The organism is Psychrobacillus sp. FSL K6-2836 (assembly GCF_038003085.1).
Classification (GTDB): Bacteria; Bacillota; Bacilli; order Bacillales_A; family Planococcaceae; genus Psychrobacillus.
In genome coordinates, this window is sequence record NZ_JBBOOM010000001.1 from 2,108,147 (window position 1) to 2,134,853 (window position 26,707).

The window sequence follows — 26,707 nt, forward strand, 5'->3', positions numbered from 1 at the left end:
CATATCAAATCTCGATATCATTGTCAACAACTTTTTTTAATTTGTTTTTCGTGTAAGTCACTAATGAAAATGACAACTTGATAACTATACCACCTGTAAATAGTTATGGCAAGTAGTTTTATAAACTTTTCTTTAAAAACTTTTATATATATTTCACCTACAATATATAGTGCAAATATAAAAAGTGAGCCACTACCAATAGTAGTAACTCACAATCCAACTTAATCTTTATGACGCATTGTTGGGAATAATAGTACATCGCGGATAGATGCTGAATTAGTTAATAACATTACTAAGCGATCTATTCCGATTCCAAGACCACCTGTTGGCGGCATTCCATATTCCAATGCCTCTAAGAAATCTTCATCCATTTCATGTGCTTCATCATTACCAGCTTCTTTTTCTACCATTTGTGCTTCGAAGCGCTGACGTTGATCAATAGGATCATTTAACTCTGTAAATGCATTTGCATGTTCACGACGTACGATGAATAATTCAAAGCGATCCGTAAAACGACCGTCTTCTGGATTTTTCTTCGCAAGTGGTGATACTTCCACTGGATGACCAAAGATAAATGTTGGTTGCACTAGTGTTTCTTCTACTTTTTGTTCGAAGAATTCATTTAATACATGTCCCACTTCCATAGAAGGTTTAACTTCTACGCCATGTTCCTTAGCTAATGCGTGTGCCTCTTCCTTCGTTAGTTTTGCCCAGAAGTCAACACCAGTAGTTTCTTTCACTGCATCAGCCATATGCCAACGTCTCCAGCCTGGGGCAAGATTAATCTGATCTTCGCCGTAAGTTACTGTTGTCGTTCCTAAAACATCTTGTGCTACATGAGCAACTAAGTTCTCGGTTAAATTCATAATGTCGTTGTAGTCTGCGTAAGCCTCATACAATTCAATCATCGTAAACTCCGGGTTATGACGGGTAGATACTCCTTCGTTACGGAATACGCGACCAATTTCATATACTTTCTCTAACCCACCAACTATAAGGCGTTTTAAATGTAACTCAATTGCGATACGCATATATAATTCCATATCTAACGCATTATGGTGAGTGATGAAGGGACGTGCTGCTGCTCCACCAGCTATTGTATGTAACATTGGTGTCTCCACCTCTAAATAACCTTCGTTATCTAAATAACGACGCATAGCACGGATTATACGACTTCTAGTAATAAACGTATTTTTACTTTCTTCACTTGTCATTAAATCTAAGTAACGTTGACGGTAACGTTGCTCTACATCTTTTAAGCCATGGAATTTCTCTGGCATCGGGCGTAGTGATTTTGTTAGGAAAGTAAACTCGGTTGCTTTTACAGATAGCTCTCCAACTTGTGTACGGAATACATTTCCACGGACACCAACGATATCTCCTAAGTCAGCCGTATTAAATAACTCATATGCATCATCACCAATTGCATCTTTACGTACATAAATTTGAATTTGGCCACCAAGATCTTGAATATGAGCAAATCCCGCTTTCCCTTTTCCACGCTTAGTCATAATACGACCTGCAATGACTACTTCATGTAAAGTTTCTTCTAATTGTTCTTTTGTATATTGATCGAACTCAGTAACTACTTCGTTACTTAAATGCGAACGTACGAATTTACTACCAAAAGCATCTAGCCCTTTTTCTTGTATTGCAGTCATCTTTTGTCTTCTCACCAAAAGTTGATCGTTTAATTCTTCCATATTAGACATATTCGTCACTCCTCCACTACCTATTATCCGCAATTACATTTCACGTTGCATTTATTGTACACAATTTCTGCGTTCTAATCATCTTTTTCTAATAGAAGAAAACTTTTTCTATTATTCTGTTTTTGAATCAAAACGAAAAAAGCTGCCACCTATAGTGACAGCCCTTTGTTTTACGATTAGATCACGATAGATTTTACTTCTTCATATTCTTTAGAAGATTCTTCAGCAAAGTAACACAAATAGTCTCTTAACTCTTTTGCAGATTCTGTTTGGTTAATCTTGTTTCTTGCTGTTCCATTTCCGCGAATACCTTTTAAGTACCAAGATGCATGTTTGCGCATTTCTCTAACTGCAATATTTTCACCTTTTAAAGCCACTAAGCGATCAAAGTGAAGTAAGCATATGTCCATCTTTTCTTGTACTGTAGGTTCTGGTTTTAGCTGACCAGATTCCAAGTACTCTACCGTACGATAAATCATCCATGGATCACCAAGTGCTGCGCGACCAATCATCACTGCATCTACGCCTGTTTCATCTAGCATACGTTTTGCATCTTGAGGTGTATTTACGTCACCATTTCCGATAACAGGAATATTCACTGCCTCTTTCACTTGACGTATTAAATCCCAATTTGCATGCCCTTCATACATTTGAACACGTGTACGACCATGTACAGCTACCGCTGATCCACCAGCACGCTCGATTGCTTGCGCGTTTTCCACCATATAAAGATGTTCTTCATCCCAACCAGTACGCATTTTAACACTAACAGGCTTTTTAACGTTATCCACTACTGCCGCTACCATTTCATAGATCTTGTTAGGATCCAAAAGCATTCTAGCCCCTGCTTCACATTTAATGATTTTGTTTACGGGGCAGCCCATGTTGATATCAATGATATCCGCTGACGTATGTTGGTCAACATATTTAGCTGCCTCTACAAGTGTTTCTTTTTCTCCACCGAAAATTTGTAGTGACAGTGGATTTTCACGCTCGTCGATATAAAGCATACTCAACGTTTTTTCGTTTTTCTGTACAATCCCTTTATCCGAGATCATCTCCGCATATACTAAGCCTGCTCCGAATTCTTTTACTGTCAATCGAAATGCAGAGTTACAAATACCAGCCATTGGCGCTAACACTACTCGGTTATCCATCACATGATTGCCTATTTTAAATGGTTTTGTTGATGTATTTGCCATCATTATTCACCTTCTTCTTTTTCTCCTTTTAATTCTTCTACTTGTATATGAAGTATAGAGGCAATTTTTTCTAATTGCTCATCACTCGGTACTCGTTTACCTTGCTCTATTTGACCGAGTATAGACACAGACATATCCATTTCTTTTGCAAGTTCAACTTGCTTTACCATCTTTAACCTGCGAAATGCACGAATGCGCCGACCCCATCGAATGTTTTCCATAAATGGACGCCTTCTTTCTGAACATGCGCTACATCTGCTATTAACTGCTTAGATTGTGGATCTACTAAATTTGCTTGTAATTCCACAAGTGGTATAAGCACGAAGCCTCTTTCCATCATCCTAGGATGTGGGATAGTAAGATCTTCTGTTTTCACATTCTCTTCATTATACAACAAAATGTCAAGGTCTACGGTTCGTGGCCCCCAACGAATATCTCTCTTGCGACCTAACTTCGCCTCAATTTCATTGCATTTTTTCAATATTTCATGCGGTGTCAATAAAGTTTTGATCTCCACCACCATATTCAAAAATGCTGCTTGATCCTCATATCCCACTGGATCTGTTTCATAAACCGAAGACATATTTGCCACATTCACATGTTCAATCTGTTGTAGTAAATCTACCGCCTGCTGAAGATATTCAAGACGATTTCCTATATTAGAACCTAGTGATATAAAAGCAATGTTCATCATAGTGCGCCTCTAGTGATATCGACGGCTACAGAAGCATAGTGTCCGACAATCGGCGGGTTCGGTTTCACCAATTGTATACGGCAGCCACTAACCTTTGCTGCATATGTATGCAAGATAGACGAAGCAATTTTTTCCGCAACTGCTTCTATTAATAAATATGGTTTACCTTCTACTATTTCTTTGCATAATTCAAAAACCTCTGCGTAATTTACAGTTTCCTCTAAATTATCGGTTTCACCAGCTCTTTTTAAATCACACGCTAAGGTGATGGTCACCCGAAAAATTTGACCTAGCTTCGTTTCCTCTGGTAACGCTCCGTGAAATCCGTAAAATTCTAAATCATTCAAATGTATATAATCCATTTAGATTAAGCCTCACTTTCTGTATAGTGCACTTTTCCAGTCAACACATCCATCATTTTTGTCATACGAGTCATTTCTTTTACATCATGTACGCGTACCATATGACATCCAACCTGAACACCATAACAAACTGTTGCTCCAGTTCCTTCCATCCGTTCATCGACTGGAAGATTCAGTACATTTCCGATTAATCGTTTGCGCGATGTTGCCAGTAGCACAGGGTAGCCCATCTCGACTAATTCATTTAAATGCTGCATCATCAATATATTTTGTGTTGTTGATTTGGCAAAGCCAATTCCCGGGTCAAGCCATATATGCTCATCTGGAACTCCAGCAGCTTTCGTTATTCGGATACTCTCTACTAGATCTTGTTTCGCATTAGACCAGAAATCTGTATACTCTTCATTGTCCCTATTGTGCATCAATATTATCGGAACGCCATACTCTGCTGCAACTTTTGCTATTTCAGGGTCTCTCTTCGCTCCCCAAATATCATTTATCACATGTGCACCTGCGATTATCGCAGCTTTTGCAACTGCTGACTTATATGTATCAATGGAGATTACTGCATTTACCTCTGCACTTATTGCTTTAATGACAGGTACAACACGGGCGATTTCCTCTTCATCTGTGATAAGTGTATAGCCAGGTCTAGTAGACTCGCCGCCGATATCTATAATTTTCGCACCATCCGCTACCATTTGCTTTGCTCTTGTAACAGCTGCTTCTATATCATTAAACTTACCACCGTCCGAAAAAGAATCTGGAGTAACATTCAGTATGCCCATTACAATTGTTTCCTTATCGAAGTTTAATGTAACTCCACCTGCATCAAATCTGCCACTATTATTATGTAAATTCATCATTCAACCCTTTCTGATTGTATGCATCTTGTATAGGCTTCGTGTAACGCCTTATAAACAGCTCCAGTGTTACCCAAAAACCGAATTTCCTCTATTTGCTTAATCGGAATGATTTCTTGTATTGCATTTGTAATGAAAACCTCATCTGCCTTTTCTAATACTTCTTTCGTAAAGAAACCTTCTTCTATTTCAAACAAAGAACAGTTCATCATCCACTCTCGAGTTGTACCGGCTAAAATACCTGTTTCCAAAGATGGAGTATATACTTTTCCATTAGTCGACCAGAAGATATTCGAAGTTATCCCCTCCGCTACAAATCCTTCCGCCGTTAGGAAGACCCCTTCACAAGAAGCAAGCGACTCTACTTCAAATCTAGCGTGTACGTTATTGGCATAGTGGTGCGATTTATGACGTATACCACTTTCTGGAGTATTTCTTATTGTATCTAGCCAGACCGCAGTTTTTTCTGTTCCTCTAGGTGCTAAATTTAATGCCTTCCGATATAAAATAACAGTCGGCTTCTTATAATGCGAAGGTTGTAGACCAATATCATGTACGCCAGCCGAAATATTCAAACGAAAATAGCCATCCTCCCTATTATTCGCTTCTGTAAGTGCTTCTACCGCAGATAATATCTCTTGCTCTTCATAAGGCATTGTTATTCGAAAATCCTCAAGTGCCCGACACAACCTATTCCAGTGAGCATCCCATAAAAAAACTTGCCCACTATATGTCCGGAATGTTTCAAAAAAACCAAGTCCATATAAAAAACCATGGTCATATGCAGAGACCACTAAATCTTCTGCGCGGTATAGCCTTCCATCCTTCCAAGCATCCATTTATCTGCTCTCCTTGGCAGTTAAACTATAAGTTTCAACAAAATTACGGATGATCTTTTTCCCTTCCTCCGTCATAATTGACTCTGGATGGTATTGAACACCCTCTACTGCATATTTTTTATGGCGAAGTCCCATAATTTCTCCTTCTTCTGTCCAAGCTGTTATCTCCAAACATCTTGGTAACGATTCTCTCTCTACAAGTAAAGAATGATATCTGGTGGCCCGAAAAGGATTTGGCATATCGGCATTTACACCTTCGCTATTATGGAAAACAGGGGACACTTTCCCATGCATTAATCTATCTGCACGGATAACCTTTCCACCAAATGCTTGTCCAATAGCCTGATGACCTAAACAAACACCCAATATGGGGATTTTTCCTGCAAAATGGTTGATTACCTCTAAACTAATACCAGCTTCATTTGGTGTACATGGTCCTGGCGACACAACGATGACTTGAGGATTTATCGCTTGAATAGCCTCTATGGTTAGTTCGTCATTACGAACCACCTTCACTTCGATTCCTAACTCTCCAATATATTGAACGAGATTGTACGTAAACGAATCGTAGTTATCAATCATTAAAATCATTTATGCCCTCCTTCTGCCATAGCTTTCGCCTGCCATACTGCTTTTGCTTTATTTAAAGATTCCGCGTATTCCGCACTTGGTACCGAGTCAATGACGATACCAGCTCCCGCTTGAATATGAGCCATCCCATCTTGAATAAACGCGGTTCGGATTACAATATTAAATTCTAAATCACCTGAAAACCCTAACCAACCAATTGATCCTGTATATAACCCTCTACGAACTGGCTCTAGCTCTTCAATTATTTCCATTGTTCGAATTTTAGGTGCACCAGTAATGGTACCTCCAGGGAACATTGCTCGGATAATCTCTGCATTAGATGTTCCAGATCGAAGCGTCCCCTTTACATTAGAAACAATATGCATCACGTGGGAATATCTTTCTATGACCATGAACTCATCCACTTCTACTGTTCCATAGGATGAAACGCGACCAAGATCATTTCGCTCTAAGTCGACAAGCATGACATGCTCCGCCCTCTCTTTTTCGTTTTCGATCAGTTCATTTGCTAGTGTTATATCTTCCTCATCATTTTTTCCACGTGGTCTTGTCCCAGCTATTGGTCTCGTAGATAATTCAGTTCCCTTTTTCTTTACTAATAACTCGGGTGATCCAGAGACAACCGAAAATTCCGGTGCTTGTATATATACCATATAAGGGGAAGGATTGAATGCACGTAGCGCCTCATACATCGCAATTGGACTTACTTTCAATTGCTTTGATTGCCTAACAGATAAATTAACCTGGAAGACATCACCTTGAGCTATATATTGTTGAATTTTCAGTACTGCTGCTTCAAATTCACTTGAACTCACCGATACATGCAATTCAGCAGGGTCTTCAGCCATTTCCATTGCAGAGCCAGGATGGAATATTCTTAAATCCATGCCCTTTTCAGCAGCTTCCATATATTTTTGCTCAAGTTCCACTAAATCCACATTACAAGTAGATAACTTCATTAATGTGACTATTTCTGTTTCTATATCTAACACTGCCCAGTAATCGTATATATGGAAGTAGATATCTGGTATATGTAAATCATCATCAGCTAGATTCGGTAAAACTTCTATTTTTCTTGCATAATCATAGCTAATAAAACCAATTGCCCCTCCTTGAAAGTCAGGTAAACCCTGCTGAAAAGGTAATGTATATTCAGAAATCAGTTTTTCTAACTCCTCAAGCGCTTCTCCTGCACGAACCTCTTGCTCTCCGCTACTCCAATGAATTTGCAAGCCATTTTCTACTGATTTTGTGACAGCTATTGGATTCCATGCTGCAACAGATAAATGACCACCTCTGCCACTCTCCAAAAATATATTATATGCTTCTTCCTTAGTTAACGTTTTATATGCATAGAAAAAAGCTTCCTTCGACATATGAAAAGTATGTGTTTCCAGTTTGATATTCACTTTCTCAAATCCCCCTAAAAACGATTTGACTTCATCTTAACTTGAAACTACTACTTTTCGCCACTAGAAAAAATGCAGAAACTATTTATCAAATAGATTTACAGAGAAAAAAGAGGAAGCATTAGCTGCTCCCTCCTTCACATATTCTATTCTTTTTGGATTAATCTTCGAATTGGTATAAAGGTGTGCTCAAGTAGCGTTCTCCGTTATCTGGAACAATCGCCAATACTTTTTTACCTTTTCCAAGTTTTTTAGCAAGTTGAAGTGCCGCATAAATCGCTGCTCCTGCAGAAACTCCTCCAAGAATACCCTCTAATTTCGCTACTTCACGGGAAGTTGCATATGCATCATCATTTGATACTTCGATAATGGAGTCGTAGAGCTTTGTATCTAGAACTTCTGGTATAAATCCTGCACCAATACCTTGAATTTTATGAGGACCCGGTTTACCGCCAGATAAAATATTTGAATCTGTTGGCTCTACTGCAGCAATATGAATGTCTGGGAATTTCTCTTTTAACACGCCACCTGCCCCAGTTATTGTTCCACCAGTACCGATACCTGATACAAATCCATCTAATTGATCGAATGCCTCTACGATTTCTGGACCTGTTGTTAAACGGTGAACTTCTGGATTAGCTTCGTTGTTAAATTGCTGTGGCATAAACCATCCATTTTCGTTTGCAAGCTCTTCCGCTTTTGCAATAGCACCTTTCATACCATCAGCTCCAGGAGTTAATACAAGATCAGCTCCATATGCGCGAAGTAAGTTTCTGCGCTCTAGGCTCATAGTGTCTGGCATAACTAATACAGCGTTATATCCTTTTGCCGCTGCGATCATCGCAAGACCAATACCTGTATTACCACTTGTAGGCTCAATAATTGTGCCATTTTCCGTTAATTTACCTTCTTTTTCAGCAGCTTGGATCATGGCAAGTGCAATACGATCTTTTACACTACTACCCGGGTTAAAGTATTCAAGTTTTACATACACTTCTGCATCCTCAGGGTTTCCTACACGGTTTAATTTTACGATTGGTGTTTTTCCGATCAGATCCAATACAGATTGCGCTAACTTCGTCATTTTCCCACTCCCAATTCCTACTTGTCTAATAGGTTTTATTTTTTTAATCATACCAATGAATCAGAAGAATTGTCAATAAAATTACATTCAAATATTTCAAATGTTTCGGCTAGTCATTTCACCCATAGGTAATTGGTTGAAATATAAAAGAATTATACCCTTCCGTTTTGAATTTAACGGAAGGGTATTGGACAAGCTAATCTTTTATTGCTCTATTAATCATTCACTATAAACCCAGTCTGCATCAAATTCTTTCCAAAAAGCTTCCTGGGTAACTGATTGTGGCAACTGATCAAGTGCAAGTTCACGACGAATATGGTCTTTTACTTCAGCATATGAAAAGGATTGACCTTCAAATACACTTTCCACCATTAACACGGCAAATCTACCATCACCTAATGCAATCGGGTTACTCCATTTACCTTTGTCGGTATTCTGTACTACACTAACCAAAGCTTCATCCACCGATTCATTTCCTTCTGATACGTAACCGATATCTCCACCAAGACTAGCCGAACTTGCATCGGCCGATCGCTCTCTTGCCAGCCCTTCAAAGGATGAACCATTTTCCAGCTCTTTCACAACTTCGTTTGCTTCAGCCTTTGTACTTACATAAATGACACTTGTCCGATAAGAGGTGGAAGTATTGTACAGATTTTTGTTATTGTCATAGAATTCTTTGATCGCATCATCTTCAATAACAATATCTTTGGCTAATACTTTTTCTAAGATTAAGCGAGAACGAATATCCTTACGCTCTACCTCTTCGTCAAAGGTTTGCAAGGAAGTGCCTTCTTGGGTAGAACGGATTAAAGCGAGCTCTAAATCCACTTCTGCATCTGTTACTTTAATCTTATACTCTTTAGCCGCCGCTTCCATAACCTCTGCATTCACCATATCTAACAATACTTCTTTTCCATAAATCGACTCCATTGAAGCCATCCATTGTTCTTTCGTGATAACTTTGCCCGCTACGGAAGCTACTTCTTCTGAATCATTCGTTTTATTTGTATCATTCGGTATTAACCACGCGATGAACCAAAGCAAGTTACCAAGTAGCAGGGCACTCATTACTATTAGTACCGGTTTAGTTTTTAAACGTTTTTTAGTTGGAGCATTATCATAATCACGCGTTGATTTCATCGATAAATGACTCCAGTTCATCTACTGAATAATTGTATTTCTCCATACAGAAATGACAGTGTGCTTCCGCTCCCCCATCCTCTTCGATCATTCCACGAATTTCCTTTTCACCTAGAGTAATAATGGCATTTCCAAATCTTTCTTTGGAGCAATTACATTCAAACGATACAGGGGAAGAACCTAAAATTTGTACATTATCTTTGCCTAAAATTTCAAATAGTAATTCTTCAGGAGTTAATCCTCTTTCGATCAACTTAGAAACAGGTTCCATCTTAGACAAATGTTCTTCAATCACTGTAATCGTTTCATCATCCGTTCCAGGCATTAGTTGGATTATAAACCCTCCCGCAGCTAGAATAGAGTTGTCTGGATTTACTAAAACTCCAAGTCCAACAGAAGAAGGGACTTGTTCAGAAACAACAAAGTAATAAGTGAAGTCTTCTCCAATTTCACCCGAAACAATTGGCACTTGTCCAGTAAAAAAGTCTTTCATACCCAAATCTTTTACAACTGTAAGCGTGCCTTCTGTCCCTACAGCGCGACGAACATCTAATTTTCCGTGCTCATTTAATTCGAAATGGGTTTGAGGATTAGTTACATAACCACGCACTTCCCCTTTTGCATTACTGTCAATAATCATTGGACCAACCGGACCATCACCCTCTACTTTTACCGTTATCTTATCTTCGCCTTTTAGCATAGCACCCATCATAAGCGCAGCGGTCATTGACCTTCCAAGTGCAGCGGATGCAGTCGGCCAAGTACCATGACGTCTTTGTCCTTCTCCTACTGTATCAGTTGTACGAGCAGCAAATGCACGTACACTCCCTTCAAAAGCTAAAGCTCTTACTAAATAATCACTCATTTATTTATTACCTCTTTCATCATTATTTCGTTGATAAATTAAATATAAACCTTTCAACGTTAAGAATGGATCAATAACATCCATTATAATTGTTTCGTCCCCAATTAAGGAAGCCATACCACCTGTAGCGATTACTTTTGGATTTAACTTCGATACTTTTTTCATACGATTCACAATACCTTCAACTTGCCCCACATAGCCGTACACTATTCCCGCTTGCATTGCAGAAACCGTATTTTTTCCAATGACATTCTCAGGCGTTGTCAGCTCTATACGCGGAAGCTTACTAGCTCTATTAAAAAGAGCTTCTGTTGAGATACCGATGCCTGGAGCAATCGCCCCACCCATATACTCTCCACGTTCATTGATAAAACAATAGGTTGTAGCAGTTCCGAAATCTACAATGATTAATGGACTTCCATATTCATGAATGGCGGCAACCGCATTAACTATGCGATCCGCCCCAACCTCGCGTGGATTTTCATACTTTATATTTAGTCCCGTTTTTACTCCAGGACCTACTACTAACGGTTTAATACCAAAATATTTTTTGCACATCGCTTCTAAGGAAAACATAATAGGTGGAACTACAGAAGAAATAATAATACCCTCTATTTGCTCAAAAGAGATAGTAGCATGAGAAAACAGCGCTTTAACCTGCATTCCATATTCATCTTCTGTTTTTAAACGATCTGTCTCCATTCGCCAGTGATGGATTAGCTTATCGTTTTCGTAAACTCCTAACACAATATTAGTATTTCCTGTATCTAAGACAAGTATCATCTAGCTTTTCCTCACTTTTTTGTTGAGTTTCCAACACATCATACCATATATACAGACCAAGAAAAAAGCTGATTGCCTCGAGTATAAAGGAGGCAATCAGCTTTTATTCTTATCTATTAATCTCTACGTTCTTCTTGAACCGGGCTTTCTGTTTCTCTTAGCGAATCCTCTTCTTTTGGCAAGTCACTAATAGATGGATCAGCAGGAGCACCTACTGCATCCGATACTTCTTCTTTTTTAAGCTCAATAGCTGCTTGTTGATCTAACTCCTCATAGGAGCGTTCAGGAAGTGTACCATGCTCTTCTAAATGTTTTATCTGAGCAGCATCTAAAGTTTCTACCTCTAATAACGTTTTTGCGATTAATGTTAATAAATCACGTTTTTCCGTTAATATTTGTTTCGTACGAGCATATTGATCTTTAATCATTGTTTGCATTTCTTGGTCAATCTCATAAGCAATTGCATCTGAATAGTTTTGTTCCGAGTTAAAATCACGACCTAAGAAGACATTGCCTCCTTGTGCTTGACCGAATTGCATTGGCCCAAGCTTGTCACTCATACCATATTCTGTAACCATTTTTCTAGCAATGCCCGTCGCACGTTGGAAGTCATTATGAGCTCCGGTAGAAACTTCACCGAAAATGATATCTTCCGCTACACGACCACCAAGTAATCCAGAAATCTTATCTAGTAATTCTGGTTTTGTCATGAAATAACGATCTTCTTTAGGAAGCATTACTGCGTAACCACCAGCTTGACCACGAGGAACAATTGTCACCTTATGTACGATTTCAGCATCGTCTAAAGTTAATCCAACAACCACATGTCCTGCTTCATGGAATGCAACAATGTTTCGTTCTTTTTCAGAGATAACTTTTCCTGATTTAGCCGGACCTGCAATAACTCGGTCTGTAGCTTCATCGATATCTCGCATATCAACTTTCTTCTTATCTCGTCTAGCTGCTACTAAAGCTGCTTCGTTCAATAAGTTTTCTAAGTCCGCTCCAGAGAATCCTGGTGTACGTTGAGCAATCGCTTTCAAGTCCACTGACTCATCAAGTGGCTTATTACGAGCATGTACTTGAAGTACTGCTTCACGACCTTTAACGTCCGGACGACCTACAGTAATTTGACGGTCAAAACGACCTGGACGAAGAAGTGCTGGGTCTAATACGTCTGGTCTATTTGTTGCAGCGACGATAATAATACCTTCGTTTGCACCGAAACCATCCATTTCAACAAGTAGTTGGTTCAGTGTTTGCTCACGTTCATCGTGACCTCCACCTAGTCCTGCTCCACGTTGACGACCTACTGCATCAATTTCATCTATAAAGATGATACATGGTGCATTTTTCTTCGCATTTTCAAACAAATCACGTACACGAGAAGCCCCTACTCCGACAAACATTTCAACGAAGTCAGATCCACTAATAGAGAAGAACGGCACGCCAGATTCACCTGCAACTGCACGAGCAAGTAATGTTTTACCAGTACCCGGAGGACCTACTAACAGAATCCCTTTAGGTATACGAGCTCCAATTTCCACGAATTTACGCGGATCTTTTAAGAAATCTACTACTTCCACTAGTTCAGCTTTTTCTTCATCTGCACCAGCAACATCATTAAATCTAACTTTTTTCTTATCATTATCATATAACTTCGCTTTACTCTTACCGAAGTTCATCACGCGGTTACCACCGCCCTGTGATTGGCTTAATAAGAAGAAGAATAAAATGATAATAATTAAGAACGGCAATAATCCTGTGAAAAATTGAACCCAACCGCTTGTTTTAGGTGTTTCTTTGTATTCCACGTCTACTGAATTGGATGTTGCCAATGTATGGATTCTTGATTGTAAGTCTTCGCTATTGTATGGAAGAATTGCTAAAAATTGCTCTCCATCTTTATAGCCTTTCATTTCACCTTCAGCGTAGTAGACACCCGCTTCAGGTTGTAATTTAACACTTGTTATTTCCCCTTTTTCTAAAGAAGTCATAAATTCGTTATAACTAATATTTTTAGTTGTCGTATTGCTCGTATTGAACGTAGCAAAAATTCCAACGATCACAAAAAATATTAATAAGTATAATATGGCGTAGCGCAATGCTCGATTCATTCCCAGCCTCCTCACAAGGTAAACAGAAAAACTAATGATTATCTTATCATATGAATTTTTGGACGTACAATGAAAAGCCTTTTAACTGGACTAAAAACTAAAAACTGTAAACTTCTTTCTTCAATACACCTACGTATGGTAAGTTACGATATTTTTCTGCATAATCTAAACCGTATCCAACTACAAATGCATCTGGTACTTCAAAGCCAACAAAATCTGCTTTTAAGTCTACTTTTCTACCAGTTGGTTTGTCTAATAATGTAACAATCTTAATCGATTTTGCTTTACGATATTTGAAAAGGTCTACTAAGTAACTTAATGTCATCCCACTATCGATGATGTCCTCGATTATTAAAATATCTCGTCCTTCAACACTCGTGTTTAAATCTTTTACAATTTTAACCTCTCCAGATGAAACCGTTGCATTTCCATAGCTTGATACATCCATATAATCCATTTCAATGTATGTATCTACACGTTTCATCAAATCGGACATGAAAGGCATTGCACCTTTTAAAATCCCAATCGCAAGTGGGTACTGATCTTTGTACTCTTCCGTTAACAAGGCTCCCAATTCACGTGTTTTTTGATTGATTTGTTCCTCAGATAACAAGACTTCTAAAATATCCTTTTCTAACATGGTTAATCCTCCTATGGGTTAATAACTCTTTACGTATAATACAAAATTTTGCATATTTCTTTTCTTTTCAAATTGCTGCCCGTAACGAAGACCTATTATAGCCATTATATCATTTTTTGCTGATACAAGTATTGGCCAAACCACTCGTTCTTCGGTCGGAATTTTTTCATCAATAAACAATCGTGAAACTTTTTTTGGAGTAGACATCCCTTTTAAATGAATTCGATCTCCTTCCATCTTCTGTCTTATAGATAGAGGTAATGAATCATTTTCCAGTTGGATAAACCACTTTTCATCGGAAGGAACCTGCTCGTTTAAGTTTCTAGTCAGGTAGATAGAATAACCAGCACCAACTGCCTTCCAACAATCTTCATCAACTAGTTGACTTTGAGTTGGTAGAGATTGTATCGGATTAGAGGAAAACTGTACTTGACTGTAATGACGTATGAGGAAAAAATCTTTTGGCAAATGAATTACTGTATTACCATCCTGCTCATTACAAGCAGTTAAAATAGATTCAATTAAGCGATTATTTAATAGCGTATTGGAGCTATCATACAGATACTTTAATAGTATTAGAATCACTCTTCTTTGTAAAGCAACTGGGGTTTCACTAAACTGTTTTGTATTCAAAACAAAGTTCGATTCGTTTTTAACTGTCACAAGCTGGTCAAATTTTTCTTTAGCAAGCATCTGTAAAAAAGTATCATCTTGTTGTTGTTTCTCTACGAACGTCCGGATACTATCTGCCACATGCATATTTTCTTGGCGTAAAAGAGGCACCACAGTATGGCGCAAACGATTTCTTGTATATGTATGTTTATCGTTACTAGGATCATGTCTAAAGGATTGCTCATGAGACTGAACAAAATCCAAAATGTCTTCCTTCGTTACAGATAAGAACGGACGAATGATGCTGCCATTGGAAAATGGCCTTGTTATTGGTATTCCAGTAAGAGAAGACGCCAAAGATCCTCTAACTAATGACATGACTATTGTTTCTATCTGATCATCCGCATGATGTCCGAGTACCAACTTATCAAAATGCTCTTGTTTCATAACACTATCAAAGTAATCGTATCGTTCTTCACGGCATATCACCTGAACATTTCCACCCTCCGCTTCCACTCTAGAAGGCACTTCAAGTGTAGTTCCATAAAAAGGTACTTCTAACCTATTAGCCAGTTGTTCAACGAATTGCATATCTTCTGCCGACTCTTCTCCGCGAAGCTGGTGATCCGTGTGAACAATCCCAAGCTGTACGTTATATATTTTCTGAATCTCTTGAAATAAGAGTACCACAGCAACGGAGTCCACTCCTCCAGAACAAGCCAGAAGAAGACGATCCCCACTTTGAATCAGCTGTTGCTTATCTATATATTTTTTAACTTTCATAACGAAAGGATGCATTTTTTCACCTCAATTATTGATCATTCTACTAGTAAATCGCCCGCCAGTCTCGGCGGACATTTACTTAGCACTTTCCTTTTACTCCTCAAGAACTTCATTGTTTTGTGAAAGACTAACGGGCACCTTTTGCTTCAAGAATGGCAGATAAAGGTAAATGGCGCCTTTCCACGAAATTCTTCCAGCGCCTTTCAGAGGTCCACAGGATGTGGGTCATGCAGTCGTTGCGACATGATGTCGCGTTCTTAGACTGTATTCCCCCAACGGGCGCTTCCGCTTTTCTTTTCTGGCCAGCTGCAGCGCCTTGCCCCTCGGGTCGCTTCAAAATTTCGAGAAAGGCAAAGAGCGCCTTTCCACGAAATTCTTCCAGCGCCTTTCGGGGCAGACATAGGCGCTTTCGCTTTTCTTTTAGTGTACCATTTTTTCTTGGTATTTGGCTGTTTGACGTGGTGTGAAGAGGGACCATTCTGGTACTACATGCTCTACTTGCATGAAAATAACGGTTCGATCGTCCCCTGGTAGTGAGTATGTTTCTTCTAACATTTTCACAAAACGCTCTGCATTCATTGTTGGGTCCTGTAATATTTTTTGGTAATATTGCTCCTGTTTTTCGACAGTTGTGTTACCTGAGAATACACCGTCTGATAGCATGACCAATACATCCCCGTCTTTCAAGTCCATTTTTCGAGCTTCGATCGAGAAGGTAGGTAGAAATCCGAATGGGACATGTTTGCTTTCTATTTTTCTCATTTCACTCCCTCGTACGAGATATGTCGACATACTCCCGGCCTTCCAAGACCATAACTCCCCTTTTTGTAAGTCTATTAACGCCAAGTCTACTGTTGCATAGCTGTCATTGTCATTTTGGAGACTCATCATGTAATGGAGTGTATGCATCGTTGTTTCGGGATCCATTTTTTTGTTTAAACATTCCCTCATGAATTGCATAACTCGTCTACTTTCTCGGTGTGCCTCCACATCATTCCCCATTCCGTCCGATAAGATAACTGCCATCAAACCTGGGTGTAACGGAAACACTGCATGGGCATCACCCGAATAGATTGTATTTTTACTAGATGATGTATACACATCATGCGTAATTTGAAAGCGAACAGATGATTTACAGGTCAGTTGAATATGTTCATATGGATGATGAATTTCTTTCATCGCCATAATCTCAAATGGTTCATTCCAAAGATCATATAAAAGCGGAACTATCAAACGTTCACCTAACATTTTTGCTCTTGCCTCAATTGGTAAACAACAAACAATCTCCATTTGTCCAATTTCTACACTTAATACATCTATTTGGAAGAAAGGGATATTCGCTTGCTGGAATCTTTGTTTAATCACTTCTTCATGAGAAGAGTACATAGTTATATTGTTTTCTAAATTGCTCATCAACCCACTCATGTGATTGCCCATATCTTTCAGTTTGAGTGCAAACATCTTTTTTCCGTGCTGCAACTCATATGTGAGATGTTGTTTGGCTTCTCTTTCCTTCAAATCATGCATCACTTGAATTGGTTTTACGCATTTATACTGAATTCTATTCTCTGTTTGCATTCTGGATTTTTTAGGCTGTTCCTCCCACTCCTTTATCAATACTGGCATCCCATTAGATTTCTCTCCCCAACATTTTTCGTATTGAAAACACGAACGACAAATAGGTAGCGGTTCTGTTTTCTCGTCTTTTCTCAATGCCTTCGTATCAAATTTCTCCGATATAAAGCGTGTGATAAAATCGACAAAATGCTGAAACTCTTGGAGTTGATGATTTACTTTTTCCGTCATCCACTTTTGTCTTCTTAACAGAACACTCGTTGTATCAGGATATAATTGATCCTTCAATTCTTTAATCCAAGTAGAAGGAACAATGAAAAACAATAGAGATGCAACAACAAGGGATCCTATATAAACAGAGTCTAGTGGCAATGTACGATCATATAAAATAAAGAAAAACGTGGCCCCTAGCATACTAAAGGCTTGCCACAGTCTCCCAAAAGGCTTATGAAGCCCCGCTAAGAAACCCGTTACCGCGTAGACGGCAATCATTCCACTAAAGCTAAGTTTAGAAATGCTTAATATTGTTCCAGAAAGTACTGCAACTACTGTGGCGAGTTGGACACCCCCAATAGCTGCTGACACCGCAATTACTAAATGAGCTGCCATAAGAGGAATCGAAACATATCCAAATATATACGAGGACATTCCAGTTAACACCAGTGCTCCTATGAGTAATGCAGCACCCATTCTTTCTACAGTCCACCTTTTATGCAATAAGTCCGGAAATGGAAGGAATAACTGAAACAAAAATATTGTCATAAATAAACTTAATACGCCTTCATATGCAATGGCTAGCCAAATAGAAACTGGAATTTCTCCTCCATACGAAACAAACTGCCATGCAATCTGGACACATACGACATCTATCAGTACAAATACAGGTAAGGGAATTTTATTAATAAATCTATTTTGATAAAACGGAAATATTAATGCCTGTATTGCATGAATGATGACTTGTCCAAACCCTAGAGTAAAACTACCAAGTATAGCACCTACAACCACCCAAGGTACAAAGCGTTGAAACCTCAGATTAACTAGAGCCCAAAGAGGAAGAAAAAATGGAACCGAGGCCTCGAACAATACAACCTGTGCTAGAAAAAATGAGATCAAAAGGAAAATTACAGAAAATAAAAGAGTAATCCTTTTGGCTTTCAATGCCTCCGTGATCCTTCTCAACGATATACTGCGTTTTTGTTCCTGTTCATAAACCGTCTTCAAAGCGAATACCTCCTATTCAACTATTGATGGAAGTATACCTAGTATCACCTCAAAAAGTATGTCTGTTTCTGACATGTACTTTAAATAACTTTTCGACGTCATCAGCTAATAATCTAAATAGTTTAAATATTTTAAACAAACTTTCTTTTTATATTTTTAAAATTCCTTTTAAGAAGCATTGACACTTTGGCAAAACGCTTGTAATATATAATTTGTTCGTTAAAAACGGCGGCCTAGCTCAGCTGGCTAGAGCGTACGGTTCATACCCGTGAGGTCGGGGGTTCGATCCCCTCGGCCGCCATATTTTACGGCCCCTTGGTCAAGCGGTTAAGACACCGCCCTTTCACGGCGGTAACACGGGTTCGAATCCCGTAGGGGTCATCTAATAAAAAGCAGTTCCTATAAAAATAGGAACTGCTTTTTATATGTTTTGGAAGTTAACAATTTGTCGAAGTTCATGCAAGAACGCGATTCATAAACGGAAACCAAATAGTCAAAAAAATTATTTACATAGAGGAAATTTGTTTCCTGTGATGCTCGTCATGCTCTAAAAAATCCGTAAAATAACTACGAATAGAGGATTTACTCTCCCCAATGTAAAAAGCTTTGTCCCACTCTATTTCATCCGTTTGCTGAAGCCTTTCAATAATATGTTGACGTTGTTTTTTTGCATAAGCAAGGGTTTCTTTAAATGTTTGTTCATGAGCAAGGGCTGCAGCTTTTGCGTTAAATGTCTCGAAGTCTGGAAACCTTTCAAGCTTTTCACCTTCCTTCATATTTGGCAAACGTTGTTCAAACGTAAATCGATCCCATTCCCCAAGATGCATCATTATTTCATTTGGTGACCACTTTCCTTCGGCATAAGGAGCAGTCGCTCTCGTTTCGTCTAATGTAGTCAAAGAGTCCAACCAATTGATATATTCACCATATGCTTTAAGTAGTTCTTCTTTCGTCACTGGATAACCCCCCTTTATATAAATACCTTACCTAAAAATATTATGTGTAAACAAATAGTCATACGATATATCAATAAACAAATATTCGTTATTATTAAGAGGAATGGAAAATGTACGCATCATTTCTCCCGTAACAATATCGCTGTACATGTCTGAAAACTCACCACTTTGATCATTACGCATTTTTATAATCGTTTTTAGAAAATATGGACGCCAACTCCAGTTTTTATGGATCGCATCTTCTTGGATATCCCATTTTTTGTTGACACGCATAATATTGGGTGATAGTTGGAATCCATCTTCATCACAAATATATATACGGAATGAACAATCATCTAACTCTTCCGCAAGTAATAATAATTGCGCTACATTGTCGCTAGTTGGATTTATGTGCTCCACTGCTTTTTCTAACATATTCTGCAGGTTTTTCAATTCATTATATTTTTCTTCAAGCAACCGCTTTTCCGTAGTAATAAATTGCTGGCACTTTTCTTTGAAATGATCTTTTAATAAATCTCTTGAAATTGTTTCTGTCTGAGCGTCCGCTAGATACTTCCCCTGATAATATCGACCACCATTTTTCCAAGCAAATTGAAGTTGGTGTACACTATCAATTCCTTCAAATAACATATTTGCTCCTATTTTACGAGCCAGCGATCCTAGAGATGTAAATAAATCATTTTGTGCACTCCACGACTCATAGCTCAACTTTTCAATATTTACTTTTAATATATTTGGTGACAGCATTTTTATATAATCTATATGACTTTCCGAACCTACTTGATTTATAGCTATTTTCATACCGTATGTACGGTAATATTTGAGTATATTACTAAGTTGGCTAAAATCGCCTTTATAATCATGTTCTGACAGGACTAGTACAATTCGTGAAAGGGAATCTTCAGGGACATATTCATTAATAATATCGAAGTAACTCTCCCCATAATCTAGTATGAGTAAATTTGCATTACATGGTAAATATATATCATAGTCTTTTGCTTTTTCTGTTAACTCAGAGAGGGCTAAGCGAAGAATTTTATGTCCGACTTCTAATCGATACTCTACCGGAATATCCTCATCATATGCAAAAGTATTTAAGTTGATAAGATTTTCTCCATTTACCAGCTTTCCTAAAACTTCATAAGCAACCACAATATGTTCGTCCGCACTAAAAATCGGTTGATAATATGCTTTTACATGTTCTATATTCGTTAGTACATCCATTGCATCCATCAAGAAACCTCCTAAAAATCAAAACTAAAATATACATACGTTATTATAAATAAAAATTAGTATGCCTTACCTTAAGAATATGTTCTTTTGCATATTTTGTGTACAAAAAAAAGGTGTTAGCAAAGCCAAACACCTTTTTATCTATATGACATTTTTTCTACCTATAAAACAGACAGCAAATTATCCTCTTTTAGCGCCTCTGCCACCGCGCTTAGATTCTGTCGCGCGCTTTAACGTAGACAAACGATCTTCACTATCTTTCAAGAATCTAGCCATTTTTTGCTCAAAATTCTCTTTGCTAGGACGATCGCGATCATTTGGGCGATTATTGTTTCTAGGACGCTGAGGACGTTCGGGTCTCTCTGGTCTTTCCGCTTGAGGCTTTGCTTTTCGAATAGATAATCCGATTTTGCCATCCGCTTCAACATTCATCACCTTAACTTCAACAACATCTCCAACCTTCAGATGCTCATTAATATCTTTTACATAATTGTCTGCCACTTCACTAATGTGAACAAGACCTGTTGAGCCTCCTGGTAGTTCGACGAATGCTCCGAAATTTGTGATTCCTGTTACTTTACCTTCTACCTTGCTGCCTACTTCAATTGACATAAAAAAAATGCTCCTCCTTAAAATTTAAGCGACTCTTTTTCGAATTTATATGGTTTTTACATACAAATCCCTACCTTCATTATAGCTAACAAAAAAAGAGTGTCAATAAGACTACTCTTTTGCTTTTGATTTTTTTAAATTATTTTTCCTCTTTTCCTGGTAGAGTAAATATAATTTCACCCTCTTCGGAAAGGAAATATTGCTTTCTTAATAGTTTGCCAATGTACTCATCGTCGTTCAGCTTTGAAATTTGCACTTTAAGAATTTCTTGCTCTTCTTTCACTTGCTCTAATTCTTGAGCAACTTGCTCTTTTTGCAATTGTTTTTCTTCAAATGCACTTTTGCTGCTCAGCAAGGTAGATATTAATAATCCAACTAAAGCAACAGACACAATTGTAAATAATACTAATCGTCTCGCTAAACGAACTTTTTTGGCTTTGTTTCGATTTTCTTGGCGTTCGATAGAGCGAACATAATCAGTATTAATCGATGCAATTTGTTTCCGTATAGGTATGTTTCTTTGCTTCTCTCCCATTTTGCCCTCTCCTATCAAACTATTTCAATTTTTTTGTGTACTTCCCATTATAACGGAAGTTTGGCTTTTTCTGAAGGGCCAAATGCCACGTTTTTTGAAATAAAAAATGAAATGGTTTGAAGATAAATGAGATGATCGTCCATATAAGATAAATAATTTTATTAATCACCATCCAGATGAACCGAATTATCCACCAAATCGGTTGGATGATCAAAAGTAAAAAGATTCTACCTATAAGACGAAACACTGGCTGAAATATTTGATCGTATAAGAGAATACCTACTATTTGTGCAAGCGGATCATAAATTCTCCATACGCCATCTCGTACTTCATAAAGTATATAAAAAGAACCTAGTCCAAGTGTGATCCAAATAAATATTTCAAGAACTATACGATATTTATAAACGTAGGAACGCCTAGGGAAACTTCCCGTTACAAAGCGCGCCCCTTCGATTATTGCCCCTACCAATATCCCACTAAAGACCATTAGTAACAGACTAAAGAATTGTAATGAGAGCGTCATCCGAATAATTTATGAAGTAATCCTCTAGCGCCGTCTAAACTTTGCTCTTCATCATATTGCATTGCCCGAACGATTCCTTCCAATGTTAGTAATCCTTTATCAACATCCAGATGGACAATTTTTAAGTCTTCTCCCTTGATGTGAAGTATACCTTGAGAAGTTCTCACATAAAATTCTTGTTGATCAAATTTTTCAATAGATTTTACAGACGTCAGGTCCATACGTTTACGATTTCTAAGCGAAATCAAGTGGTCCCCCGATGGAATTGTAATAGTTTGGTTTTCTGCTTGATATTGCATATATACTCTCTCCTCTCCTTGTCCTACTTTATTGTATGCACATAAAAAAAAAGCATGACAACTACCATGCTTTTTTTCTTATTTTACAAGAAACTATTTAATTTCTATTTGGTATTCATCTAGATTCCAGTGTATTTAGTATATTAAAGAATTTTATCTATTGAATAATACTACTAATTTCCGTTTCAGGTGGAGTACAAAGGCCAAGAGCGCCACCACGCGATTGCAACACCTTCGTGACCAACATCCTGTTGACCTCCGCGGGATGAGCGACGAGCTATCCCGCCGGAGTCGTCACCTTTCAAATTATCGAGAAAAAGGATTCTGGTAGGATGTGACGTCCGTCATTACCTACCAGAATCCCTAAATACTTACTCGATAATCATATAGCAAAATATCTGTCCAAAGCCCTTCGAAAACAATAGAAACTGGTTTAGACCTTAAAGGACCGAGTGTCTTTATGAACGATTTTTCTTAATTAATCTTCATCATCAATAAATTCTGGATCTACTTTTTCTAATCTCTCTTCTTTAGTAATCGTGAACATTAATGAAGCCTCTTCTTTTTTCGCAGAGTCTCTAACCGCGTCAACTGTTGCAGTTACTACTTTTTGTCCAAATCTGATCGACAGTTCATCTCCAGCTTTCACATCTGAGCTCGCTTTTGCTACTTTCCCATTAATTGTTATTCTACCTTGGTCCGCTACTTCTTTCGCTAATGTTCTACGCTTTATAAGTCTGGAAACCTTTAAATATTTATCTAATCTCATTTGGTCACTACCCCTCTATTTTTTTTGCATCTTTCCAATATTGGTCTAACTCTTCTAAGGTGTAATGAGAAAAGTCGCCTTTTCCGTTCTTTACACACTCCTCTATAAATTGGAATCTGCTTTTAAATTTCTTATTAGCCTGAATCATTGCCTGCTCCGGAGATAAATTATAAAAACGTGCTAAATTTACAATGGTAAATAACAAATCACCTAACTCATCTACTTGGGAGTCCTTCGTACCCTCTGCTAATTCCACTTTCCATTCATCCAACTCTTCCTGGAACTTTTCCCAAGCTCCAGAAACGTCTGGCCAATCAAAACCAACCTTCGCAACTTTCTTTTGATAATTAAAAGAAGTAAGTAGAGATGAATCTGCTCGCATTTCCCCTTCTAATAAGGAATACCCAGAACCTTTACTTTCTTCGGACTTTATTTGTTGCCAATTACGCAGAACTTCCTCCGTGCTATCAGCTTTTACATTACCAAATACATGAGGGTGTCTACGAATCATTTTGTCTGCAATAGAATTTAATACATCTTCCATACTAAAGTATCCGTTATCTTCCCCTATTTGGGCATGTAAAAACACTTGTAACAGGACGTCCCCTAACTCTTCTACGATATGATCATCATCTTCCTCGTCAATGGCTTGCAGAAGCTCATACACCTCTTCTACGGCGTATTTCTTTAAGGTTGTATGCGTTTGTTCCTTATCCCACGGACACCCGTTAGGACCACGTAGTTCTGCTACAATTTGACGAAGTGTTTGCCACTCTTTTAAGCGATTTTCTTTTTCATGAATTGGTGGTACGTATAATGTAGTTAAATTATCTAATTTCATCACTCGATCCAATTCGAATAATGGAACCTTCGTTAAACTTTCTTCAGAAGACCCTGCAGCAGTAACAATCGTTACCTCATAATCATCTGGATATTTGTCCATGAGAGTTAACTTCACTTCGGATGCACTAAATGCATCATATACTTGTCCAATAAGCACATGCGCATTCATTTGAACTTCATCACGCTTGAAGCTAGTTCCGTCTAGTAATTGAAACCCCTCAATCGGATCAATTCGCAAAGCTCCGAAAATGGGATCTAGGAAACTTTGTCCACCTTCTATACGAATTTTAATCTTCCCTTGTTTTTCTGCCTCGATTAAAAGCTGAACTGTTTGTTCGGCAACTAATGGATGCCCAGGTACAGCATACATAATCGAATGTTCCTCCGCCAATTCTAGAAGCTGTCGTACAATTTCCTCATAGACACCTTCGAATTGATCATTTTGTTCATACACAGCATCAAAACTTGTAAAGGATAGGCCTTCCGCTCTTAATTCCTCCAAAACTGGGTGCTGCTCCGTTCGAACATATAAATATTCGGCTGTTTTTAACTTTTTATATATACCTAATGGAAGCTGATCTAAATCACTTGCTCCAAGACCAATTATCGTAATTTCATTCATTTTGCTCACAACCTTACTTTTCTTTATTTAACCAAAGCTGAAAAGTGGCCATCCTTCTACCAAATGGCAACAAAAACCACTCTTTCTCTGCTATTACACGTCTTTTTGCTATACTTACTAAAAAAATCGTGGCTCCTAACATCACCGCAGTTAGCGAAATTACAATCGATTGAATTCTACTAGAAAGATTATCATATAAAACAGCATCTCCCAATATTACATATACAACGACCCAAACAATCATCAAAATAGAGGCTTTTGTAATTCCCTTATAGAAAGCTGCGGAAGCAAATTGGATATTCCAAGTCTTTTTAAAATAATAACACATCAACACGTAGATAATAGCTAAACTAATATTTCCTGAGATAGCCGCTCCTAAGACTCCATACGTAGGGACTAGTAAACTATTTAACAGCCACTTACACAGAACCCCAAGCAACAAGAAAAGTGTTGGCACCTTCACTGTTCCACTACCCTGTAGCATAGCCATTAAGGTAAGGATTAAAGACATCCATACAATTTGAAATGAAAAAACCATTAAAGTCATAGATTCCTCTTTTGTTTGAAATAGCATTTCATTCACATATGGAAGAACGACGATTAATCCCATCGCTGCAGCAATTCCAAAGGTAAAGGCAACGCGGTATGTTAGTTGCATAAATGGAACCGCAGTTCTCCCTGAACCTTTACTTATACGATGCGCTACTAGCGGAACGATAGCCAAAGAAAGAGTAGAAGCTATAACTATCCCTAATTGGACAAGCGGTTGCCCCCTATCATAGACTCCTTTTTTCTCCATTGCCTGCTGTCTCTCCATGCCACTTTCTATAAGGGCTTGGAAAACTGTAAACGAATCGACTAGTTGAAACAGTAGGAATAATAGAGCACTGATACTAGCACTTATACTAATGATTGTTAAACTCTTTACGATTGGCCATATAGGTACATCTTGTTTTTTCTTTCCTTTCTTCGTTTGTTTCCTTGACTTCCAATAAATAGAGGAAAGTAGTATGACACCCGCAAGTTCTCCTGCCACTGCACCATACATAGCCATACTCCCAGCTCTATACAGATCAAAGCTATTGGAAACTATGAGCCATGTTCCAAATAAAATGACAAATACACGAACCACCTGCTCCACTACCTGCGCATAAGCAACCGGCTGCATGTGACCTTCCGATTGAAAGTCCCCCTTTAATACAGCAAGCATAGGCATCAGTAAAATTACGTAAGAACCAGCTTTTAATAACTGAGCAAGATTTACATCGCCCATAGTTTCAGCTAAAAATTCAGCGCCCATAAACAACAACATAAAAAATAGAATAGAAATAAAACCAATATAATAAAAAGCAATCTGCTTTACCCTTGGTACGGCGAAGTCTTTCCCTAGTGCTTTATAATCCGACAAAATTTTAGACAACGCTACCGCAAAACCAAACGAGGTCCAAGTCGTGATAATGCCAATGAACGGATATACTTGTTGATAAATATAAAATCCTTCATCTCCCACTAAATTTTGAAAGGGCACTCGATAAACCGCACTAAGTAGCTTGACGATAATAGCCGCAATCGTCAGCATAGCTGCACCCTTCATATAAGTTTTCATATTCCATTCATTCCCCATAACCAATCCTACTCCCATAATACGATAGGAATATTATAACCTAGAAAAGCGCAAGCGCCTATGAAAGCCCCGACTAGCGCTGGAAGGATTTCTTGTAAAGGCGTAGTTTTGCCATTACTGAAATCCTGAAGCGACTCGAGGGGCTAGGCGCTGGAGTCTGGACAACATATGAAATGCGGAAGGCGCCCGTTTAGTT

General features: G+C 38.2%; 26 protein-coding genes and 2 tRNA genes. 2 read left to right on the top strand and 26 right to left on the bottom strand.

The features are described from left to right. Positions 1-221 precede the first annotated feature (221 nt). From lysS to MKY37_RS09890, 17 genes are all read right to left on the bottom strand, one after another. Positions 222-1,712, bottom strand: coding sequence for a lysine--tRNA ligase (gene lysS, locus MKY37_RS09810; protein ID WP_340776530.1), 1,491 nt, complete (start codon positions 1,710-1,712; stop codon positions 222-224). A 176-nt stretch (positions 1,713-1,888) separates the two neighbouring features. After that, complete coding sequence (gene dusB, locus MKY37_RS09815) at positions 1,889-2,914, bottom strand: tRNA dihydrouridine synthase DusB (RefSeq protein WP_340776532.1); 1,026 nt, start codon at positions 2,912-2,914, stop codon at positions 1,889-1,891. A gap of 2 nt (positions 2,915-2,916) precedes the next feature. Beyond that, positions 2,917-3,135, bottom strand: a complete 219-nt coding sequence (locus tag MKY37_RS09820; protein ID WP_340776534.1) for a helix-turn-helix domain-containing protein — start codon at positions 3,133-3,135, stop codon at positions 2,917-2,919. Then, complete coding sequence (folK, locus tag MKY37_RS09825) at positions 3,087-3,608, bottom strand: 2-amino-4-hydroxy-6-hydroxymethyldihydropteridine diphosphokinase (RefSeq protein ID WP_340776536.1); 522 nt, start codon at positions 3,606-3,608, stop codon at positions 3,087-3,089. Before folK ends, MKY37_RS09820 begins: the two co-directional genes overlap by 49 nt. Continuing rightward, positions 3,605-3,970, bottom strand: coding sequence for a dihydroneopterin aldolase (folB, locus tag MKY37_RS09830; RefSeq protein ID WP_340776538.1), 366 nt, complete (start codon positions 3,968-3,970; stop codon positions 3,605-3,607). Before folB ends, folK begins: the two co-directional genes overlap by 4 nt. Positions 3,971-3,975: 5 nt before the next feature. Beyond that, a complete protein-coding gene (folP, locus tag MKY37_RS09835) occupies positions 3,976-4,833 on the bottom strand; it encodes a dihydropteroate synthase (protein WP_340776541.1) in 858 nt (285 codons plus the stop codon). Continuing rightward, positions 4,833-5,672, bottom strand: a complete 840-nt coding sequence (gene pabC / locus MKY37_RS09840) for an aminodeoxychorismate lyase (protein ID WP_340776544.1) — start codon at positions 5,670-5,672, stop codon at positions 4,833-4,835. Before pabC ends, folP begins: the two co-directional genes overlap by 1 nt. Next, positions 5,673-6,263 carry an aminodeoxychorismate/anthranilate synthase component II gene (pabA, locus tag MKY37_RS09845; RefSeq protein WP_340776546.1) on the bottom strand — a complete coding sequence of 197 codons (591 nt, stop codon included), beginning with the start codon at positions 6,261-6,263 and terminating at the stop codon, positions 5,673-5,675. Further along, the gene (locus MKY37_RS09850; RefSeq protein ID WP_340779885.1) at positions 6,260-7,639 is read right to left on the bottom strand and encodes an anthranilate synthase component I family protein; all 1,380 of its coding nucleotides are present in this window, start codon (positions 7,637-7,639) and stop codon (positions 6,260-6,262) included. Before MKY37_RS09850 ends, pabA begins: the two co-directional genes overlap by 4 nt. A gap of 193 nt (positions 7,640-7,832) precedes the next feature. Beyond that, the gene (gene cysK, locus MKY37_RS09855) at positions 7,833-8,756 is read right to left on the bottom strand and encodes a cysteine synthase A (protein ID WP_340779887.1); all 924 of its coding nucleotides are present in this window, start codon (positions 8,754-8,756) and stop codon (positions 7,833-7,835) included. Between the two features lie 219 nt (positions 8,757-8,975). After that, positions 8,976-9,899 carry a peptidyl-prolyl cis-trans isomerase gene (locus MKY37_RS09860; protein ID WP_340776548.1) on the bottom strand — a complete coding sequence of 308 codons (924 nt, stop codon included), beginning with the start codon at positions 9,897-9,899 and terminating at the stop codon, positions 8,976-8,978. Then, entirely contained in the window at positions 9,883-10,764 is an 882-nt protein-coding gene (hslO, locus tag MKY37_RS09865) for an Hsp33 family molecular chaperone HslO (protein WP_340776550.1), read from the bottom strand. Before hslO ends, MKY37_RS09860 begins: the two co-directional genes overlap by 17 nt. Then, positions 10,765-11,547 (bottom strand): type III pantothenate kinase, encoded by a 783-nt coding sequence (locus tag MKY37_RS09870; RefSeq protein ID WP_340776552.1) that lies wholly within the window; start codon positions 11,545-11,547, stop codon positions 10,765-10,767. A gap of 116 nt (positions 11,548-11,663) precedes the next feature. After that, positions 11,664-13,664, bottom strand: a complete 2,001-nt coding sequence (gene ftsH, locus MKY37_RS09875; RefSeq protein WP_340776555.1) for an ATP-dependent zinc metalloprotease FtsH — start codon at positions 13,662-13,664, stop codon at positions 11,664-11,666. A 97-nt stretch (positions 13,665-13,761) separates the two neighbouring features. Next, positions 13,762-14,304: a hypoxanthine phosphoribosyltransferase gene (gene hpt, locus MKY37_RS09880; RefSeq protein WP_093538651.1), complete on the bottom strand. Its 543-nt coding sequence runs from the start codon at positions 14,302-14,304 to the stop codon at positions 13,762-13,764. An 18-nt stretch (positions 14,305-14,322) separates the two neighbouring features. Continuing rightward, positions 14,323-15,699, bottom strand: a complete 1,377-nt coding sequence (gene tilS, locus MKY37_RS09885) for a tRNA lysidine(34) synthetase TilS (RefSeq protein WP_340776558.1) — start codon at positions 15,697-15,699, stop codon at positions 14,323-14,325. Positions 15,700-16,119: 420 nt separating this feature from the next. Beyond that, positions 16,120-18,495 (bottom strand): SpoIIE family protein phosphatase, encoded by a 2,376-nt coding sequence (locus MKY37_RS09890; RefSeq protein ID WP_340776560.1) that lies wholly within the window; start codon positions 18,493-18,495, stop codon positions 16,120-16,122. A 227-nt stretch (positions 18,496-18,722) separates the two neighbouring features. Between MKY37_RS09890 and MKY37_RS09895 the strand changes: the two genes are divergently transcribed. Together MKY37_RS09895 and MKY37_RS09900 are read left to right on the top strand one after the other, a co-directional pair. Continuing rightward, positions 18,723-18,796, top strand: a tRNA-Met gene (locus MKY37_RS09895). Between the two features lie 8 nt (positions 18,797-18,804). Next, positions 18,805-18,876: transfer RNA gene (locus MKY37_RS09900), tRNA-Glu, on the top strand. 125 nt (positions 18,877-19,001) lie between these two features. Here MKY37_RS09900 and MKY37_RS09905 read toward each other — a convergent pair. The 9 genes from MKY37_RS09905 to MKY37_RS09945 all read right to left on the bottom strand — a co-directional run bounded on the left by MKY37_RS09905 (position 19,002) and on the right by MKY37_RS09945 (position 26,511). After that, entirely contained in the window at positions 19,002-19,451 is a 450-nt protein-coding gene (locus MKY37_RS09905) for a DinB family protein (RefSeq protein ID WP_340776561.1), read from the bottom strand. 27 nt (positions 19,452-19,478) lie between these two features. Beyond that, entirely contained in the window at positions 19,479-20,684 is a 1,206-nt protein-coding gene (locus tag MKY37_RS09910) for an EAL-associated domain-containing protein (protein WP_340776563.1), read from the bottom strand. 180 nt (positions 20,685-20,864) lie between these two features. Beyond that, complete coding sequence (locus MKY37_RS09915) at positions 20,865-21,296, bottom strand: S1 domain-containing RNA-binding protein (protein ID WP_090570830.1); 432 nt, start codon at positions 21,294-21,296, stop codon at positions 20,865-20,867. A gap of 139 nt (positions 21,297-21,435) precedes the next feature. Further along, positions 21,436-21,831, bottom strand: a complete 396-nt coding sequence (locus tag MKY37_RS09920; protein ID WP_340776567.1) for an FtsB family cell division protein — start codon at positions 21,829-21,831, stop codon at positions 21,436-21,438. Positions 21,832-21,850: 19 nt separating this feature from the next. Further along, positions 21,851-22,354, bottom strand: a complete 504-nt coding sequence (gene yabQ, locus MKY37_RS09925; RefSeq protein ID WP_340776569.1) for a spore cortex biosynthesis protein YabQ — start codon at positions 22,352-22,354, stop codon at positions 21,851-21,853. After that, complete coding sequence (gene yabP / locus MKY37_RS09930; protein ID WP_093063095.1) at positions 22,351-22,653, bottom strand: sporulation protein YabP; 303 nt, start codon at positions 22,651-22,653, stop codon at positions 22,351-22,353. Before yabP ends, yabQ begins: the two co-directional genes overlap by 4 nt. 478 nt (positions 22,654-23,131) lie before the next feature. Beyond that, complete coding sequence (locus MKY37_RS09935) at positions 23,132-23,422, bottom strand: RNA-binding S4 domain-containing protein (RefSeq protein WP_093063096.1); 291 nt, start codon at positions 23,420-23,422, stop codon at positions 23,132-23,134. Between the two features lie 7 nt (positions 23,423-23,429). Beyond that, positions 23,430-24,887 carry a nucleoside triphosphate pyrophosphohydrolase gene (gene mazG / locus MKY37_RS09940; protein WP_340776575.1) on the bottom strand — a complete coding sequence of 486 codons (1,458 nt, stop codon included), beginning with the start codon at positions 24,885-24,887 and terminating at the stop codon, positions 23,430-23,432. A 13-nt stretch (positions 24,888-24,900) separates the two neighbouring features. Further along, complete coding sequence (locus MKY37_RS09945; RefSeq protein WP_340776577.1) at positions 24,901-26,511, bottom strand: putative polysaccharide biosynthesis protein; 1,611 nt, start codon at positions 26,509-26,511, stop codon at positions 24,901-24,903. Positions 26,512-26,707 lie beyond the last annotated feature (196 nt).